The following is an 18,925-nucleotide window of genomic DNA, read 5'->3' as shown; positions in this document are numbered from 1 at the left end:
TTTATTAAGGAGAGGTTCCGTTGGCGAACGATAATATTGTAATTAAAGGCGCGAGGGCGCACAATCTCAAAAACATCGATGTGACGATTCCACGTGACCGTTTCGTCGTGCTGACGGGGCTGAGCGGCTCGGGTAAGTCTTCGCTTGCATTTGATACGATTTATGCTGAAGGGCAGCGGCGTTATGTTGAATCTTTGTCAGCTTATGCTCGTCAGTTCTTGGGGCAAATGGAGAAGCCGGATGTGGATTCGATAGACGGATTATCCCCGGCAATCTCTATTGATCAGAAGACAACAAGTCGCAACCCGCGCTCCACAGTTGGTACGGTTACTGAGATCTATGACTATCTCCGGTTGCTTTTTGCTCGAATCGGTCACCCTCATTGTCCTGAGCATGGAATTGAGATTACTTCCCAGACCGTTGAACAAATGGTAGACCGGATTATGCAGTATCCAGAGAAGACTCGTTTGCAAATCCTAGCGCCTATTATTTCAGGACGTAAAGGTGAACACAAAGGACTCTTCACAGATATTTCTAAGCAAGGGTTCGTACGTGTGCGTGTGGACGGTGAGCTAAGAGATCTGTCTGAGGATATTGAACTTGAGAAGAATAAAAAGCACACCATAGAAGTTGTTGTAGACCGGATCGTCGTTAAAGACGATGTGGAGACCCGGCTGACGGATTCACTGGAGACGGCACTTAAACTTTCGGGCGGTAAAATCCTTGTGGATATCATCGGTCAGGAAGAGCTTCTGTTCAGCTCTAATTTTGCTTGTCCGATTTGTGGTTTCAGTATTGAAGAGCTGGCACCACGTATGTTCTCCTTCAACAGTCCGTTTGGAGCCTGCACAGAGTGCGATGGACTTGGAATGAAGATGGTGGTCGATCCAGATCTGCTTATTCCTGATGCTGAGAAATCCATTGAAGAAGGTGCCTTTTTAGCTTGGACTGGAAGTACATCTAATTACTATCCGCAATTTCTGAAGTCCGTGTGTGAGCATTTTAATATTCCACAGAACGTTCCAGTGAGCAGCTTAACACCTGATCATATGAATAAACTACTGCATGGTACAGGTAGTGAGAAGGTTCGCTTCAAATATGAGAATGATTTTGGACAAAAGAAAGATGCGATGGTTGCTTTTGAAGGGATTATTCCGAATCTGGAGCGTCGTTACCGGGAGACCGCATCTGACGGTATTCGTGAATTTATTGAAGGATTTATGAGTGCTAAGCCTTGTCATGTCTGTAAGGGTAAACGTCTGAAGAAAGAAATTTTGGCGGTTACGATCAACGAACAAAATATTTCGGATATTACCGATCTCTCAATTGGTGACTGTCAGCATTGGTTTGAAGAAATAAAGTTAAGTGAGAAAGAGACAGCTATCGCCAATCTTATTCTTAAGGAAATCTGCAATCGTCTGGGATTCCTGGTGAATGTCGGATTGGACTATTTGACACTTAGCCGCGCAGCAGGCTCGCTATCTGGTGGTGAAGCACAGCGTATCCGGTTGGCAACTCAGATCGGTTCCAGTTTGATGGGTGTTCTGTACATTCTGGATGAGCCAAGTATTGGTCTGCATCAACGGGATAATGATCGCCTGATCTCTACGCTTGCTCATATGCGTGACCTAGGCAATACGTTGATTGTTGTAGAGCATGACGAAGATACGATGATGGCAGCGGACTATATTATTGATATCGGACCGGGTGCGGGTATTCATGGTGGACAAGTTATGGCGCAAGGAACACCGGAAGAGATTATGAAAGATCCGAATTCCTTAACCGGTGAATATTTAAGCGGTCGTAAGTTTATTCCAGTTACCGCTAAGCGTCGTGCTACCGATGATCGTTGGATAGAAATTCGTGGCGCTAAAGAGAATAACCTGAAAAATGTGAATGTGAAGATTCCATTAGGTGTGTTTACGGCGGTGACTGGTGTGTCGGGCTCCGGTAAATCTTCACTTATTAACGAAATTCTGTACAAGAGCTTGGCACGGCAGCTGAATAAGGCTGTGAAGGTGCGTCCGGGTCAGCACAAAGAAATTCGTGGCTTGGAAAATCTCGATAAAGTTATTGAGATCGACCAATCACCAATTGGGCGTACACCACGCTCTAACCCAGCAACCTATACTGGCGTATTTGACGACATTCGTGATCTGTTCTCGAAGACAAATGAGGCAAAGGTACGGGGGTTCCAAAAGGGACGCTTTAGCTTTAACGTAAAAGGCGGACGCTGTGAAGCTTGTCGTGGGGACGGAATTATCAAGATTGAGATGCACTTCTTGCCTGACGTATACGTTCCTTGCGAGGTATGTAAAGGTAAACGTTATAACCGGGAAACACTAGAAGTGAAATATAAAGGGAAAAACATTTCCGACGTACTGGAGATGACTGTAGAGGATGCTACAGAGTTCTTCGTGAATATCCCTCGTATTCACCGTAAAATGCAAACGCTGATGGATGTGGGTCTTGGCTACATTAAGATTGGTCAGCCAGGTACAACATTATCCGGTGGTGAAGCGCAGCGTGTGAAGTTGGCTTCTGAGCTATATCGCCGTAGTACAGGCAAGACACTCTATATTTTGGATGAGCCTACAACAGGTCTGCATGTGGACGACATTGGTCGTTTACTTGAAGTATTGCACCGCTTGGTGGATTCCGGAGAATCGGTTCTTGTCATTGAGCATAATCTGGACGTTATTAAGACTGCTGATTATATCATCGATATGGGACCAGAAGGCGGCAGTGGCGGCGGAACTGTACTGGCAACAGGAACACCAGAGAAGCTCATCACCGTTACGGAGTCATACACAGGTAAGTATCTGAAGCCGGTTCTGATTCGTGATACGGAGCGTACTGAAGCGCTTATGCTTGAGACGGCGGAAACTACCTAAGCTATAAATAGCTGGATAGTATAACTACTAAATAATAAAGGTCGCGGCAATTTGCCGTGGCCTTTATTGTTTGTTGTCCAAAATTATTATTTTGGGAAAACAATTGATCGGTACAATTGCTGGTAGTCAGCAGTAAATTAGAGCCTTTATCCGTTCTGATGTGAGTTTTCTAGTAAACGTTATATGACTCCTATAAAAAGAATACTAAATAATAGACGGGATAGGCATATGTAGGGCATGTCCGTCGTAAGATTTAATGAGGAACATGCTGTTGCTGTAAGTATACTTAATGGGTAATAGAATAACTGTAGGCTCGATGGTTCCTTGAAAAATAAATAACTAATTGTAATATACATTTTGATCTATTAAAAGCTTCAGCTACTAGATTGGGGAAGCAGCCTTAGAACTAAAATCAAACCGATAATCGGCTAATTTGAGGGGGGTTAATCCATAACTGATAATTCATTTCATCACCTTCAAAAAATAGAGCATTACTCGTTAGGTTTGTATCGCTTTCTCCAGAAAACACCAAACGTCAATGAACAAAATCATTAATATATCCGATTTTGCAGCGATAAAATATTTTTTTTGCGGCAAATACATAATTTTTCTACAAAACCTATTGCATCGCCCAAATGGTAGCGATAACATAGAAGAGGATATGGGGAATACTGGATCTTGCTTGACAACATTTTTGAGGAGGTAAGGTAATGCTACTTGCAGAAGTTGCCGCGCAAGGACCGTCTAAATTTCATACCTTTGATGTTTTTATGATTTTATTCACTATCCTAATTTTGGTTGGAGTCGTTCGGTTACTGAGAGCTCCCCAAAAGAACAAGTTCGCCATTGCTTTCGGAGCGGTTAGTTTGTTGGTTTTTATAATCTCTGACTATGCCATGGTGATGCATTGGTTAAGTTAACGGAAGAATTAAATTGAACAGCTTTGCACCAAAAGACTCCTTTAACGCCGTGGGCGCATTGAAGGTGTCTTTTTTTCAAATTATATAATGTAAAATTAATCCATTCGCAGAGAGAGGGTCTGGTGAAGGTTGATGAGGATTGGGGAGAAGCTGGTGAAGAAAGGAATGGGCTTGCTGCTGTGCGGTTTGTTGCTGTCAGGAGTATGGAGTGAGTCGGTTTATGCGTTGGGTGATACGACTAAGACGGTTAGCGCGGCGACCACAACCCAGAGAGACAAAATCAAAAATTCAACAGCAGCGGAAGACCCCGTACCAGGGATTATTAAAAGTATCACCCCCTCCGTAGTGGGCATTATCGGCAAAGACGATAGTGGGGGGGCTAGCGGACCGGATGATCGATACAATCTGACGCATGGTTCTGGCATTATTGTGAAATCGAATGGATGGATTGTAACCAATGCACATGTCATCAAAGATCTGCAGAATGCCTTGGTAGTGACGTCGGACTCCAAAACCTACAGCATTAAAGAAACATATCTAGATGAAGTTAGTGATCTGGCCCTGATCAAAATCAATGCAACCTCCCTTAAACCTGCAAAGTTTATTCCATCGACCGGCAAAACCGTTGTTGGTGAGAAGGTAGTGGCCGTCGGAACACCGATTAGCTTTTCTCTAAGGAATTCAGCGACCGTAGGGGTTATAAGTGGCCTTAACCGTGAAGTAGCTGCGGCTTATCGTCTGATCCAAAGTGACACAGCGATTAATCCCGGGAATAGCGGGGGGCCGCTAGTGAATATGAAGGGCGAAGTGCTGGGAATAAACAGCCTGAAATACTCAGCGGTGGGCGTGGAGAATATGGGCTTCTCAATACCGTCGGATACCGTGCAGTATATTATGAACCAGCTTTTTAAGTACGGTGAAGTAAAACACCCGAGTCTTGGATTGGAGTTAGAGCCGAGTTGGTCCTCGATTGTGGGCTTGCCAACGCTTGATCCCCTGACTGTAACCAAAGTGATTTCTGCTGAAGCACGCAAGGCGGGTGTTGCCGAAGACGACGTCTTGTACAGCATTGACGGCCACCGTGTGGTCTCACTAGTTGAGATTAATGAATTGTTTAAAAGCTATTCTCCAGGTACAACGGTACGACTGGTTATGCAAAGTGATGGGGATATCGTCATCCGTAAGCTGGTGCTCACTCAGGGTGATCCCCTATTAAGTGAAGAGGGTGCAGGAGCAGATGGAGACGAGCATACGGAAGAGTGATCAGAAAACTCGAGAGGGGGACGGAAAATGGGCTTTAAAGTTTTAAAACAAGGATTGTGTGCGATGCTGGCCTTATTATTGCTATTTTCTATATTACCGATACCAACCGCACGGGCAGCAGAAACAGATAAGCTGCAGCTGAGTCTTAAAGTTGGCAGTACTTCTGCTACGGTGAATGGCAAGAAGGTGACTATCGAGCGGCCTTATATGGAGAACGGAACGGTTATGGTACCGCTCGGGGTTTTTAAAAAGACATTTGGCAGCACGGTTTCCTTAGAAGGAAATGATGTAGTGAAAGTAACGTACGGCTCTCATACAGGGTTAATGACGATTGGTAGTATTAGTGCCTGGAAGGATGCGACTAAAGTTAAACTCACCTCCGCGCCTCGGATGGTTTCAGGTGTGTTGATGGTGCCGCTGCGTTTTGTGGCGAGTGTACTGGGTGCAACCCTCTCCCAGGGTAACGGTGGTGAGCTGATCATTACCTTAGCTCCTGCTGACAATGAAGGCGATGTGCCAGTGGATACTGGTATTGATAGCGATGTGGGGAAGACGCAAATTGGGAACAGCTATTATCGATGGACACTAAATTATCCGTCTGGACTGATTGCTGGAAATAGCGGTGGTGATGAGAGTGTGGCTACCTTCTCCAGTGCGGACAATCTTTATTATTTGGAGATTCATGCAAGTGATCAGGCAGTTGCTGTTGATGCAGATGGGCTATTAGAACAACTAGTCCGGGAAGTCGAGTTAGGCAGTGAACTGATATTAGACCGGGAGTCGTTCCCGAAAGCCTCTGTACCCTATGCACGATTGGTCAGTAAAGATTCTAGCGGAGCACTCTGGGAAAACAGGCTGATCTATGCTGAAGGTAGACTTTACGAGATTTATTTGACGGATGAGAAAGCCACTAATTATAAGGATTTAGCCAAATATGCGGGGTTACTGAGCTCTTTTCGGCCCTCTTTTGACACTAAAGATAACAAAATCCGTGATCTCTCTACCGTAAAGAATGGCTTAAGTGAAGCCTATAATGAGGACTATGGTATCTCACTACAGGTTCCTGCCGCTTGGACTAAGGATGACCAGCATTTTTATTATGAAAGCAAACATGGAAGTCATTTGAGTGTGGCGATTACATCGGCACCTGCTGGTTCTACACTAGAGAGCTGGGCTGAAGAGTTGAAGACAAAAACGCAGGAGAACTTTGTAGCGGACGCTTATGTTTTTAAGGATAGCATGAAGTCTGAAATCTCCGGCGTACCTGCGCAAATAAGTGAGACACAGCTGAATTTCGGCAACGGTTGGGCGACAGAATATCAGGCAATCGTGCTCAAGAATGGGTACCGTTACTATTTTGAATATGTGACACCTCCTGGACAAGAAGACGATAAGACCAAATTCAATGCTATTATATCCTCCATTGATATTGATTTTGATCTGTTGAAGGAGAACTTCGGGCGACTCGCTAGCGATGACTATAAGACAATCAAGAATAAAACGATAACCAAAGTATCCAAAAGATACGGCTATGCCATCGACATTCCACGTTTATGGACACCCAATCAAGATGTATTCGAGACACAGTTGGTAGAGTATTGGTTCATCGGAGGACGTTTCCAGATTAACTCGAAACCTGAAAGCTCAGTCGATTATGCGGTGAATATGCTCAAAGATTCTTATCAAAATAAAAATAATGATCCTAAAGGTCCTCGCATTGAAAGTATAGTGGAGTCTACCTTTGCCGGTGCTCCTGCTACGATCCTTACTGTGCATCAAATCAAGAATGGTGTTCCTGTCCGCAGTAAGCACGTTGTTTTTGGTAAAAATGAGGTGGTCTACACGATTACTGTTACGCTGAATGATGCCAATGCTACTGCAGAACAGCAAGCATTGTTGGATAAAACGCTGCAGTCGTTTCGGTTTACAGGGAATGAGTAGTTTAGAGGTGATTGGAGTTCATGACTAACTAATAGTAGAGTGTAATTCAATTAGATGAGAACGTCTTTGTAGCCAAAATGGCGTGGGGCGTTCTTTTCTTTATATAAATGTTGGTAAACACATGGCGCTGAGATGTGATATTTGATACAATTATCAAGTTAATCAACTAGAAATGACCCGCCACATGGCGGTTTGGGAGGATATAAATGAAAGAGCAACAAATACGCAGAGAAGACGTGGAGCTATTGGCACCTGCAGGTGACTGGGACTGCATGCGTGCGGCGGTAGCGAACGGAGCGGATGCTATCTTTTTTGGCGTAGAGAAGTTTAATGCACGGGCGAGAGCGAATAACTTTCGCATGGACGAGCTGACGGAAATTATGGCGTTTTTGCATAGCTATGGTGTGAAGGGTTTCCTGACCTTTAATATACTGGTTTTTGAAAATGAATTGTCTGATGCGAAAGAACTGATTGATGCTTGTGTAGATGCTGGCGTGGACGCAGTGATTGTACAGGATTTAGGTTTGGTCAAAATGATTCGTGAAATCTCACCAGACTTCCCGATTCATGGATCGACACAGATGACGATTACTTCCCCGGAGGCGGTTGAGTTCACTAAGCCTTTCAGTTTGGAGCGTGTGGTACTCGGTCGTGAGAACAATCTGAAGCAAATTAAGACGATTGGGGAACAAGCCCGTCTGCCGATGGAAGTATTCGTTCACGGAGCCTTATGTGTCTCTTATTCGGGTCAATGTCTAACTTCGGAAATGTGGGGTGGACGCTCCGCCAACCGCGGAGAATGTGCTCAAGCTTGCCGTCTGCCTTATGATCTGATGGTGGATGGAGAAGTTAAACCAATGGGTGATGTAACTTATTTGCTCTCCCCTAAGGATTTGGCAGCTATTGATCTTATGCCTGAGCTGATCGAGGCGGGTGTAACTTCTTTCAAAATCGAAGGGCGCCTCAAGAGCCCGGAATACGTTGCGAATGTAGTTAGTAAGTACCGTAAGGCAATTGATCGGTATTTTGATGGCGATATGTCCAAACCATCGAAGGAAGAAGTTCGTGAACTGCAACAAAGCTTCTCCCGCGGTTTCACGCATGGTTTCCTAGATGGAACGAACAATAAAAAGCTCGTAGACGGCACTTTCCCGAAAAGCCGTGGTGTATATCTCGGAACGGTTGAACAAATTCTTCGCGATGGTGTAGTCTGCCGCATTCACGCACCGCTTAAGCGGGGAGACGGAATCGTGTTTGATGCAGGGGATCCGACGAAAAAAGAAGAAGGCGGACGCGTATACGACCTTCGTCGTAAAGGTGTGAAGCTCGAAGGTGAAGCCGAAGAAGGCTGGATCATCGACATCGTAGCGGGTCGTAATGATGTGGATCTTCGTCGTTTAAATGTCGGTGACCGCATTTGGAAGACGAATGACCCTGCGCTAGACAAGGCGTTGCGTCAGACTTATGAGACTGAGAAGCCGTACCGGGTATTCCCGGTACATGTGCGAGTGCAGGGCTGCGTCGGCGAGAAGCTGACCACCTGGTGGACGGACGTTCAGAAGAACGTTACCGTCCGTGTGGACTCGGAGCTCGCGCTGGAAACAGCGCAAAAGCGTCCGATGGATGCCGCGCTGCTGGAAGAACAATTCGGCCGCCTGGGCGGAACCGTGTTCCAGCTTGATGCGCTAGAGTCGCATCTGCAAGGCGACGTCATCGTCCCTATGCGCGAGCTGAACAGCATCCGCCGCCAAGCGGTGGAGCTGCTTGCGGGCGAGCGCCCGAAACCGCCCGTGTACGTGAAACGGGCGATCGAGGTCTACGGCGACGCTACCCGCAGGGACGTCGCTCCGCAGCGCGCCGGTGAAGCGGAGCTCACCGCGCTGTGCCGCAGCCTGCCGCAGGTGCAGGCTGCGCTCGAGGCCGGCGTGAGAAACATCTACGCCGACTTCGAGTTTATCAAGCAGTTCCCGGCAGCGGTAGATGCGGTACGGGCTGCAGGGGCCAGCATCGCGCTGGCCACACCGCGCATTCATATGCCGGGCGAGAATGGCTACCACGCCAATATCCTGCGCTTGCAGCCGGATGCCGTGTTAGTACGAAACACCGGCGCGCTGTATTATTATCTGCGCCGCCGCCAAGAGCAGCCTGATGCCGTGCATCCACGCCTGATCGGTGATTTCTCATTGAATATTGCCAATCATAAGGCAGTGGATCTGTTCCTTGAGGCAGGCTGTGACATGGTAACACCGTCCTATGACTTGAACATTCAACAGATGGTCGACCTGCTTGAGCATAGCGATACTTCTCGTATGGAGATCGTAATCCATCAGCATTTGCCGATGTTCCACACAGAGCACTGTGTATACTGTACCTTCATGAGTGAAGGCACAGACTTTACGAACTGTGGCCGTCCATGTGAAGAGCATCGCGCTTCCCTGCAAGACCGTATTGGAATGTCACATCCAGTTCGTGTGGATGAAGGCTGCCGTAATACCGTCTATAATGCTGTTGAACAGTCCGGTGCGGAGTATTTGAATAATTTCCGTGATCTAGGCGTATCCTCGTACCGCGTGGAGTTCCTGGAAGAGACACCAGAGCAAGTGGCTGAGGTAATTAGCCTCTATAGTCGCGCACTGCGTGGTGAGATCTCTGGTACGCAGGTATGGAAGAGCTTGAAGGCTACCAACCAGTTGGGGGTTACACGGGGACAATTGGTTAACGCGAAGTAATAAAGGTTAAAGGAATAGGGCTAGGTGACTACCAGAGTAAATCTGGAGTGCTTAGCCCTTTTTTATAGATACGATCTCGTCCTCTTTGTTACTTGCATATACTAGATAATATATAGGTGAGAGTTAGCAAAGGGGGGGGATCTTGTAAAAGACTTATATAATTTCTCCCTCTCCGATTTGATTGGAATAGATATACAAATATAACAAACACTCTGACATTAATCTGTTATAACTGCTATAATTAAAGGAAATATGCCATTTTACTATACAGAGTATTTAAGATGGAAGAGTAACCGACAGAAGGAGTTAATGTGATGAAGATCCGTAAAGCCATTATCCCCGCTGCAGGTCTTGGTACCCGTTTTTTGCCTGCGACCAAAGCAATGCCTAAAGAAATGCTACCGATAGTAGATAAACCGACGATCCAATATATTGTCGAAGAGGCAGTTGCTTCAGGAATCGAGGATATTATTATCGTGACGGGGAAAGGTAAACGAGCGATTGAAGACCATTTTGATAATTCTTTTGAACTGGAATTTAACTTAGCTGAGAAACAGAAGTGGGAACTTCTTGAATCCGTTCGTAAATCCTCCGAAATGGCTGATATCCATTACATCCGTCAAAAAGAACCAAGAGGTCTTGGACACGCGATTTGGTGTGCTCGTAAATTCATAGGCAATGAACCGTTTGCTGTATTGCTAGGCGATGATATTGTTGAAGCGGATAAACCATGCCTCAAACAGATGATAGATGTTTATGATGAATATAAATCTTCAATTGTAGGCGTTCAACCCGTTCCATGGGAAGAAGTATCGCGTTATGGTGTTGTAGACGCTTCGCCTTTGGCAGAACGTGTCTACAAGGCAAATCGTCTAGTAGAGAAGCCTAAGAGAGAAGAAGCCCCCTCAAATCTAGCGATTTTGGGACGATATATCTTAACTCCACGTATCTTCGATATGCTTGGCGAGCAGCAGGTAGGTGTAGGTGGAGAGATTCAGCTTACGGATGCCATCTCCCGATTAAGTGAAGTGGAGCGGATTATTGCTTATGACTTTGAAGGTAAACGTCATGACGTTGGTGAGAAGATGGGCTTCATTCAGACCACCATTCATTATGCACTTCAGCATGAAGAGCTTAAAGATGATTTACTTCGATATATGAAAGAGCTTATAGATAGCGAAGTTGCTAAGGCAGGGCTTTAAATAGAACTCATATCATTGAAAAAAGCGTGCCGCTGTAATTACAGCGGCACGCTTTTTTGATTTCTTCCTTTTTTAGAATTGTGAATTTGCGATGGCCTCGATTTGTGCTGCTTCCGCGGGATCAGCTGCAATCAGTGAATTGTATATCGCCTGATCTTCGCCACCAGTTTTCGTCAGTGCAGCAAGGTACCAACGAGCAATCTCACGATTGGTTGCATCTGCGAAATCTTGGCTTAAGGCCGGTTTCAAGATGGAGATTGCTTTTTGTATCTGTCCAGACATATACTGCATTTTTGCTATCTTCAGTGTCACATCCGGAGTAAATGTTTTCGAAGGATCATTATCCGCAAGTACCTGATTATAGGCCAAAAGCCCAACGACAAAGCCCGCTTTCATGTTTTCTATTCTATCTGGATTATCTTGTTGTGCATAAGCTGCCTGCCCCAAATCAAATGAACGGCTGATTAGTGAACTGTACCAATTTATATCCCACGGAGTTTCACCGTTCATTATATCCGTGTAATTAGGATCCGAATTAAGCTTCAGAGTTGTCTTGGCTGCATCCTCTTGTCCGGATAAAAGTTGCATTCTACCAACGTTTAAAGCGATAGTTGGCGTTACTGAGAAAGGACGCCCTTGCAGTTGTTCTGGTGGAAGAGTCTTCAGATGTTCTATTCCAGAAAGAACGTGATTGTATGCTTCTTGAGCTTCATTGAAATACTCTTGTTTCTTTGTCTCATCCTTTTGGTTAAGGGCTTGCTGACCTAATGCAAAGGAACGGCTGATGAGAGTATCATACCAGTTGATATCCCAGTTGAACTTGTCAGCATTGTCCAGGTAAACATTATATGCAAGGTCACTTTGCTCCTTTAAATCATAGTAGCTCACCATTTGAGCTAAAAGATATTTGTTGTAAGGCTCATCTTTTAGTGCTCGAGTTAATACATTATGAGCCTCTTCAAGAAATTGCTCATCTTGCGTTTGATTGAATACCGTCATATCCAAAGCAGATAAGGAGATGGCGGATTCAGGATGATTAGGACGGGTTTTTAAAGCTTCAACCAATGGAGCTTTAATTTCTTCGTATGAAGTACTTACTCTAATTAGATTCTTACCCTTAAGAGCAGCATTACTGGAGCCAATATAGCTGATCGAGAGGAATATCAAGAATACCGTTCCTACGGTGAGAATAGCGGAATATCCAATCCGTAGTCCAGCTTTATTCCAACTTTTACGTAGCTGTTTACTATCCATGACAACTGCCATGCCCGCCAGTCCAAGGAAGACGAGTATTCCCATAAAGGCATAACTCATATTGAAATCTAGCAGGCTGTGCACAAGAATGGATAGAGCAATAATTAGGTAAAAGAAACCATTCTCAAAATCATTTTTATCGCGTTTAACATACCCACGAATATACTTATAGAAAATATATAAAATGAAGCCCATAAATACGATAAAGCCAAGAATCCCAACCTCGATCAAAAATTGAAGAAAGAAGTTGTGCACCTGGCGGCTAGTATAAGGGTTGTTCTGATAGTGCTCATATAGTGAGGACCAGCCTCCACCACCAGCACCAAGGATGGGATAATCTTTAACTACCTTCATGGCATCTTTATAAAAAGTAATTCGTTCAAGTACGCTATGTTGTTGGAAATTGATGTTCTCAAGACGAGTCTCCATATTATCAGGCAAGATGCTTTTTGCACTCGTACCGATAAGTAAGAAAGCTAAAATTGCTACTAGAGCGACAGATCCGAGCGGAATCCAAAGGCTTGTCCGTTTACGTGAAGACCAATTACTCAGCTTCTTATGCAGCCATGGAGCGACAAAACGCTGAATGACCCAAGATAGGCCAGCCACAACTAGTGAAGCTCCTAATAGATATGCCCAACCTTTTAAAGCGGAAGAAGAAGTGAAATTTGCGTTTAACTCTATTCCTAGATTAGTTACGGGTGTCGTAATGAGCAAAGATACAATACCGGCAACTCCTAAATGCAGAATCCAAAGGATTTGCTGTGCAGGTTTTAGGAATAGAAGCAGAAGTATGAATACTACAGGTAGCAGGACCAAGCCACCGCGAGACAATGTTAACAAGATCGACACAATGATCGGTACTAACATAAAGCCATGAGTCAAGGTTCCATACCATTTTTTAGAGCGAATAAGCGCGAATATTGCTACAAATAGAAAAGCCATCAAGAATGCAGCGTATGTATTCGCATATTGAAAGATCGAAGTCAAACGAAGTCCATTAGAATCAGTCATAACTGCATCTAAATAGATATCGTTCCGTACAGTGTTTGAGAACCAGCCCACAAGAGCGCCAGCTAATTTGCTGCTGCCTAGCCAATTTAAGAGTCCAAAACCTACAATGAAATATGCGATCACCAATATAGCATTTTGAATGACAACATTTACTTGCTTTTGCTTCAAGAGATAAAAGGCTATAATGAAGACTGCAACATACATGCTCTGAATAAACAGCATATTCATCGCCGTATATTGCGAAACTGCGACAAACAATGATAAAGCGTAGGTCAGAGGCAGTAAGATAGAAGATGAAGCTACTAAGTCCCTCTGTTCATCTAATTTGAATTTTTTGTAGTATAAGCCAAGGCAGACTAGCAGCAAAAGGCCGCTTAGTAGTGCTGATACATAGATTGGCTTCTCGAAGTCTAATTGTTGTCCGTTAAATAATCCCACTTGAAATGGGGCCCAACACAAAAATAAAATAAAAGCAACAACCAAGGCCCATATCGGACTTGCTATCTTTTCAACATTTCTCGACTGAGCGGCGTTTTTACCGTATACTGGTTTCGACACGTTATTATCTCCTTTTCCTGTAATTACATGAGTATTAATAGCATACATGTAGTATTTTACTACAAGACTAGTAAACAGTAACAGTTATTCCTAAAGAATATTAACAATAATTAATGAATGAGGCGATCAATTTTGAAAGGCATAATATTAGCAGGTGGTTCAGGTACTAGATTATATCCATTAACAAGAGCTATATCAAAGCAGATGCTTCCAATTTACGATAAACCTATGATTTATTATCCGCTATCAGTTTTGATGTTAGCTGGTATAAAAGAAGTTTTAATTATATCGACTCCTCGAGACTTACCTTTTTTTGAAAATTTACTAGGAGATGGTTCAGCCTTAGGAATGAAGTTGATGTATAAAGTTCAAAGTGAACCCAATGGATTAGCAGAAGCATTTATTCTAGGTGCAGACTTTATTGATGGTGATGCCGTATCTCTTGTGTTAGGAGATAATATCTTTTATGGTCTTAATTTCTCTAAGATATTGCAAGAGTCCTCTAAACTAGAAGATGGAGCCTTAATATTTGGCTGTTACGTAAACGACCCTAAAGCATACGGGGTGGTCGAGTTTGATCAGGATAAGAGAGTTATTTCAATTGAAGAAAAACCACAAAACCCAAGGTCGAATTTTGCAGTTCCTGGACTCTATTTTTTTGACAAAGATGTTGTGCAGATCGCTCACAATGTCGAACCTTCTGCAAGAGGGGAATTAGAGATAACTTCTGTAATTGAAAAATATCTGGAGCAGGATAAATTAAAGGTTGAACTAATGGGAAGGGGTATGGCGTGGCTAGATACAGGAACGCATGACTCCTTACTACAAGCTTCAAATTTTGTAGAGGCCATTCAGAAAAGACAAGGTCTTTATATATCTTGTGTTGAAGAAATAGCGTTTCGCATGAAATATATTGGGAAAGAACAGTTAATTGCATTGGCGGAGCCTCTTTTGAAAACTGATTATGGAAAATACCTAATTGATGTTGCGGAAGGTAATGTCTGAGATTGTTATATAATTAGCAGAGGGGCACTATATAGTGAGATTTAATAAAAAAAAACTTGCGAAATTCGGAATTGTTGGTCTATTAGCTCTATTTATTTTTTACGCATTTTTCATGGTTTTTATTCAACCATCTAACAAAATGGAATTGGATCTAACTGTAAAGGGTGGAGAAGAAGATTATTTCCAAGTGTATTTTATGCAGAATAATGAGCAGTTAAGTGAGGAACAGTCGGTAGTTGCGAATTATAATAAAGTAGGGGAGTTTGAACGACTCAAGTTCCCTTTAGATGATGATGTGCAAAAATTAAGATTAGATTTAGGTACGAAACCTGGAAATGTATTTATAAGCAATATATCTATTAGTTCACCCTTACACTCTTATGAAATAAACATGAAAGACATTAATTTAAAAAACAGTCATCAAGTAGAAAACTTGAAATATTATCAGGGGGATTTGTCTGTCTCAGTTTTAGGAGAAGATCCTTACATTGAATTTGTTCCTTCAAATGAGATAAAAGGAAAGATAATAGAAGATAATCAAATTATTCAGAAGTTTATTGCTTTTGGTATAGCGTTATTCACAACTATTATTTTTTTGGTGTATGTAAAATTACGTTTTGATATTAAGTATTTGTTTCAAGAGTTGTATCGGAATAAGAAAATGCTCTATTTTTTATCTGTAAATGATTTTAAAACAAAGTATGCAGGTTCATATCTAGGTGTGATTTGGGCATTCGTACAGCCGGTCGTTACTGTTTTAATATATTGGTTTGTTTTTGAAGTTGGATTTAGATCAGGTTCGGTACACAGTGTTCCTTTTATACTATGGCTAGTGGCAGGTATTGTTCCGTGGTTCTTTTTTGCTGAGGCTTGGGGAAGCGCGACAAATTGTCTGATGGAGTACAGTTACTTAGTGAAAAAAATAGTTTTTCAAATTAGGTTACTCCCCTTGGTGAAAATAACATCTTCTTTCTTTGTGCATTTGTTTTTTGTTATCTTGACCTTTATTATCTTTTTGCTATATGGTGTTAATCCTTCAATGTACGCTACTCAGGTAGTGTACTACTCATTGTGTACGATTTGTTTTGTCTTTAGTTTATCGCTCATTTCGAGTTCCCTCATAGTTTTCTTTAAAGATTTAGGACAGATTATTAGCTTGATATTACAGTTTGGAATGTGGTTAACCCCTATTTTGTGGAGTTCCACTATGCTTCCGGCTTCTTATCGTTGGATACTTAAAGTGAATCCTGTATATTATATTGTCGAAGGATATCGTGACGCCCTAATTAATAAGGTTTGGTTTTGGGAGCGATATAACCAATCCATTTATTTTTGGTTACTCACATCAATATTGTTCTTAATTGGTATTACAATTATGAAGAGAATGAAACCACATTTTGCAGATGTGCTTTAGAAAAGGTGAGGGATATGAGCAAAGAGTTGGCTATTAGAGCTGAGAATATAACAAAAGTGTACAAGCTTTATGAGAAGCCTATACATCGTTTGAAGGAGTCATTGAGTATTCGGAAAATGACTTACCATCGCCCTTTCTATGCACTTAACGATGTTAGCATGGAAATTTATAGAGGTGAAGTAGTTGGTATAATTGGGAAAAATGGATCTGGGAAGTCCACGATTCTAAAAATTATTACTGGAGTGTCATCACCTACCTCTGGAGGGGTTTATGTTAATGGGAAAATCTCTGCATTATTAGAACTTGGTGCAGGATTTAACTTGGAGTATACAGGTATTGAAAATATATACCTGAACGGTATGATGATGGGGTTTGGTCGAGAGGAAATGGATGCAAAATTAAATAGTATCTTGGAATTTGCAGATATAGGTGATTTTGTTTATCAACCAGTTAAAGCCTATTCAAGCGGTATGTTCGCAAGGTTAGCTTTCTCAGTAGCTATAAATGTAGATCCAGAAATATTGATAGTTGATGAAGCGTTGGCAGTTGGTGATCTGAAATTCCAAATAAAATGTATGGAAAAGTTTAGTGAGTTTCGAGATAAGGGCAAAACTATTTTATTTGTTTCTCATGATATAAATAGTATAAAGCGTTATTGCAACAGAGCTATTTGGTTGAATTCAGGAAGGATCGAAGCACAGGGTGACACCGACTTAATATGTGATCGTTATACCGATTATCTGAAATATGGCGAAAAATCTTCAAAGTCTAATGAAGATGAGGGGAATAAAGGAAAATTAAAACTGAATGATGATATGATCGGTGTTATTGAAGGGTTTCAGCTTATTGATACTAATGGTAAGGAAATTGATGAAATCGAATATAACTCCAATTTTAATTTGAAGATTGATTTTGAAATGAATACTGATGATTTAGATATAGTTATCGGGGTAGCCATTCATACTATCGATGATATCTACGTCTGCGGTGTTAATACTTTATTAGATAAAGAAAAAATTTCTTACAAAAAAGGTATGAATACAATTTACTTGGAATATGAAGAATTTAATTTATTAGGTGGTAGCTATTATTTTGATGTAGCAATTTTTGAAAACAATGCTCATGTACCTATTGATTATAGAGCAAGAATTAAAGAATTTTTTGTGAGAGCTGCGTATATAGGTGAAGGTATTTGTGTTCTTCCGCATAAATGGAAAATGGATGGTGATTAATAGTGAAATATGATTTCGATTTGGATATCTCGTCTAAAAACTCTTTGTCACTTATTATAAAAAAAATCAGACCAGGATCGACAGTATTAGAATTTGGTCCTGCTGCTGGAAGAATGACAAAGTATTTAAAGGAACAACTGAATTGTAAAGTCTATATTGTTGAGATAGACGAAGTTGCTGCAAAGAAAGCTTCAATTTTTGCTGAAGGTGTAGTAATAGGTAATATCGAAGATTTTAAATGGTTGGAGCAGTATGAAAATGTGAAGTTTGATCACATTATTTTTGCTGATGTATTAGAACATCTCTACAATCCTCAGATTGTTATGAATAAATGCGTAGAACTTCTAGAAATAGGAGGTTCTTTATTGATTTCAGTACCCAATATTGCCCATAATAGTGTCATTATTGATTTGTTGCACAACAAATTTGAATACAGAAAAACGGGTCTACTTGACGATACTCATATACGTTTTTTCACATATACCAGTTTACTAAATATGATATCTACCTGCAATTTAATGGTTAAGTGGGAAGATGCAATTATAAAACGCGTGGGTGAAACAGAATTGGGTAATTTTTTTGATGGATTACCAAATGGTGTTGTCAAATTCCTTAAAAATAGACCCTTATGTGATCTATACCAATTTGTTATGGAACTACAACCCCAGCAAGAAAATTCTGTAACAAGAAGGAATATTGTAACTAAGGGAGATTACTATTATTCACAATTATATATTGATTGCGGTAATGGTATCACAGAAGAACAAAGCTTAACGATAAGAGCAAATGGTTCTTCTCGAGAATATGAATTTGATTTAATAGGATTTGAGAGGATCGAAAGATTGCGATTTGATCCATTGAATGTGAATTGTATCATTACTATAGAGGAAATCGTTTGTATTGATAAAAATAGGGAACAACTAATAATAGACAAATATAGTAATAATGCAGATTTTTCAGATGGGAATACTTTCCTGTTTCTTCATGAAGACCCACAAATTCTTTTTGATTCACCCCAAATGGAATTAAGTAGAATTATCGTTAGACTGAGTTGTATAGATTATGAATTTAGTAAGCCGGATTGGTTATTGGGAAAACTTATCGAACTTACCGGATTAGGCAAGAAAGAAAAAGAGAATATGAAAAGAGATTTTGAATATAAAATACAGACAATAGAGAAAGAAAATACAGATCTTTTATTAGATATTTCAAACTTAAAGGTAAAAAATAGACAATTAGAAGATGCTATGGAAGAAGGCCTGAGAAAGAATAAAGAAAACATAGATGAATTATTGCATAGAATATCGAGTATAGAAGAAAGGTCAGACAAAGAATTAATCTTGAGGGAACAAGAAGAATTGAAGGTTAGACAAATAACTGAAGAATTGAATATGAAAACTGAAGAATTGAATTTGAAAGATAACGAACTCAATAAAATATATTCAACTATTCTAGGAAAACTAATCGCTAGAATGATTAAATAAACGAGATTGGTGTGA

At 41.5% G+C, this 18,925-nt stretch carries 11 protein-coding genes; 10 read left to right on the top strand and 1 reads right to left on the bottom strand.

Translation table 11 applies throughout. From position 1 onward, the window contains the following. Positions 1 to 20 precede the first annotated feature (20 nt). The 6 genes from uvrA (at position 21) to galU (ending at position 10,949) form a co-directional block, all read left to right on the top strand. On the top strand, positions 21 to 2,894 hold the full coding sequence (gene uvrA, locus MKX41_RS22165) for an excinuclease ABC subunit UvrA (protein ID WP_340973119.1): 2,874 nt from the start codon (positions 21 to 23) through the stop codon (positions 2,892 to 2,894). A gap of 710 nt (positions 2,895 to 3,604) precedes the next feature. After that, positions 3,605 to 3,814, top strand: a complete 210-nt coding sequence (locus tag MKX41_RS22160) for a hypothetical protein (RefSeq protein WP_042192275.1) — start codon at positions 3,605 to 3,607, stop codon at positions 3,812 to 3,814. A gap of 129 nt (positions 3,815 to 3,943) precedes the next feature. Next, positions 3,944 to 5,077 (top strand): S1C family serine protease, encoded by a 1,134-nt coding sequence (locus tag MKX41_RS22155; RefSeq protein WP_445670743.1) that lies wholly within the window; start codon positions 3,944 to 3,946, stop codon positions 5,075 to 5,077. 27 nt (positions 5,078 to 5,104) lie between these two features. Beyond that, positions 5,105 to 7,018: a stalk domain-containing protein gene (locus MKX41_RS22150; protein WP_340973116.1), complete on the top strand. Its 1,914-nt coding sequence runs from the start codon at positions 5,105 to 5,107 to the stop codon at positions 7,016 to 7,018. A gap of 206 nt (positions 7,019 to 7,224) precedes the next feature. Then, entirely contained in the window at positions 7,225 to 9,747 is a 2,523-nt protein-coding gene (locus MKX41_RS22145) for a U32 family peptidase (RefSeq protein WP_340973113.1), read from the top strand. Positions 9,748 to 10,061: 314 nt separating this feature from the next. Beyond that, positions 10,062 to 10,949, top strand: a complete 888-nt coding sequence (gene galU / locus MKX41_RS22140; RefSeq protein ID WP_149645276.1) for a UTP--glucose-1-phosphate uridylyltransferase GalU — start codon at positions 10,062 to 10,064, stop codon at positions 10,947 to 10,949. Between the two features lie 72 nt (positions 10,950 to 11,021). Here the strand turns inward: galU and MKX41_RS22135 are convergent, their stop codons facing one another. Next, positions 11,022 to 13,775: an O-antigen ligase family protein gene (locus tag MKX41_RS22135; RefSeq protein ID WP_340973110.1), complete on the bottom strand. Its 2,754-nt coding sequence runs from the start codon at positions 13,773 to 13,775 to the stop codon at positions 11,022 to 11,024. A 132-nt stretch (positions 13,776 to 13,907) separates the two neighbouring features. Here MKX41_RS22135 and rfbA point away from each other — a divergent pair, with 132 nt between their 5' ends. Genes rfbA through MKX41_RS22115 form a run of 4 tightly spaced genes read left to right on the top strand, consistent with a single transcriptional unit; the run spans position 13,908 to position 18,910 of the window. Then, on the top strand, positions 13,908 to 14,780 hold the full coding sequence (rfbA, locus tag MKX41_RS22130) for a glucose-1-phosphate thymidylyltransferase RfbA (RefSeq protein ID WP_340973108.1): 873 nt from the start codon (positions 13,908 to 13,910) through the stop codon (positions 14,778 to 14,780). A 34-nt stretch (positions 14,781 to 14,814) separates the two neighbouring features. Beyond that, positions 14,815 to 16,194, top strand: coding sequence for an ABC transporter permease (locus MKX41_RS22125; RefSeq protein ID WP_340973106.1), 1,380 nt, complete (start codon positions 14,815 to 14,817; stop codon positions 16,192 to 16,194). Between the two features lie 14 nt (positions 16,195 to 16,208). Beyond that, a complete protein-coding gene (locus MKX41_RS22120) occupies positions 16,209 to 17,426 on the top strand; it encodes an ABC transporter ATP-binding protein (protein ID WP_340973104.1) in 1,218 nt (405 codons plus the stop codon). Between the two features lie 2 nt (positions 17,427 to 17,428). Beyond that, the gene (locus MKX41_RS22115) at positions 17,429 to 18,910 is read left to right on the top strand and encodes a class I SAM-dependent methyltransferase (protein ID WP_340973102.1); all 1,482 of its coding nucleotides are present in this window, start codon (positions 17,429 to 17,431) and stop codon (positions 18,908 to 18,910) included. Positions 18,911 to 18,925: the final 15 nt, after the last annotated feature.

This window comes from Paenibacillus sp. FSL R5-0475, assembly GCF_038004585.1.
GTDB lineage: Bacteria > Bacillota > Bacilli > Paenibacillales > Paenibacillaceae > Paenibacillus_AQ.
The sequence above is the reverse complement of the archived record's forward strand: the minus strand, read 5'-3'. Positions and strand labels throughout refer to the sequence as shown.

What these genes read in the sequence shown, in the direction of transcription:
- MKX41_RS22160 (WP_042192275.1), top strand. Translation starts at nt 3,605, where the DNA reads ATGCTACTTGCAGAAGTTGCCGCGCAAGGACCGTCTAAATTTCATACC.
- MKX41_RS22150 (WP_340973116.1), top strand. Translation starts at nt 5,105, where the DNA reads ATGGGCTTTAAAGTTTTAAAACAAGGATTGTGTGCGATGCTGGCCTTA.
- MKX41_RS22145 (WP_340973113.1), top strand. Translation starts at nt 7,225, where the DNA reads ATGAAAGAGCAACAAATACGCAGAGAAGACGTGGAGCTATTGGCACCT.
- galU (WP_149645276.1), top strand. Translation starts at nt 10,062, where the DNA reads ATGAAGATCCGTAAAGCCATTATCCCCGCTGCAGGTCTTGGTACCCGT.
- MKX41_RS22120 (WP_340973104.1), top strand. Translation starts at nt 16,209, where the DNA reads ATGAGCAAAGAGTTGGCTATTAGAGCTGAGAATATAACAAAAGTGTAC.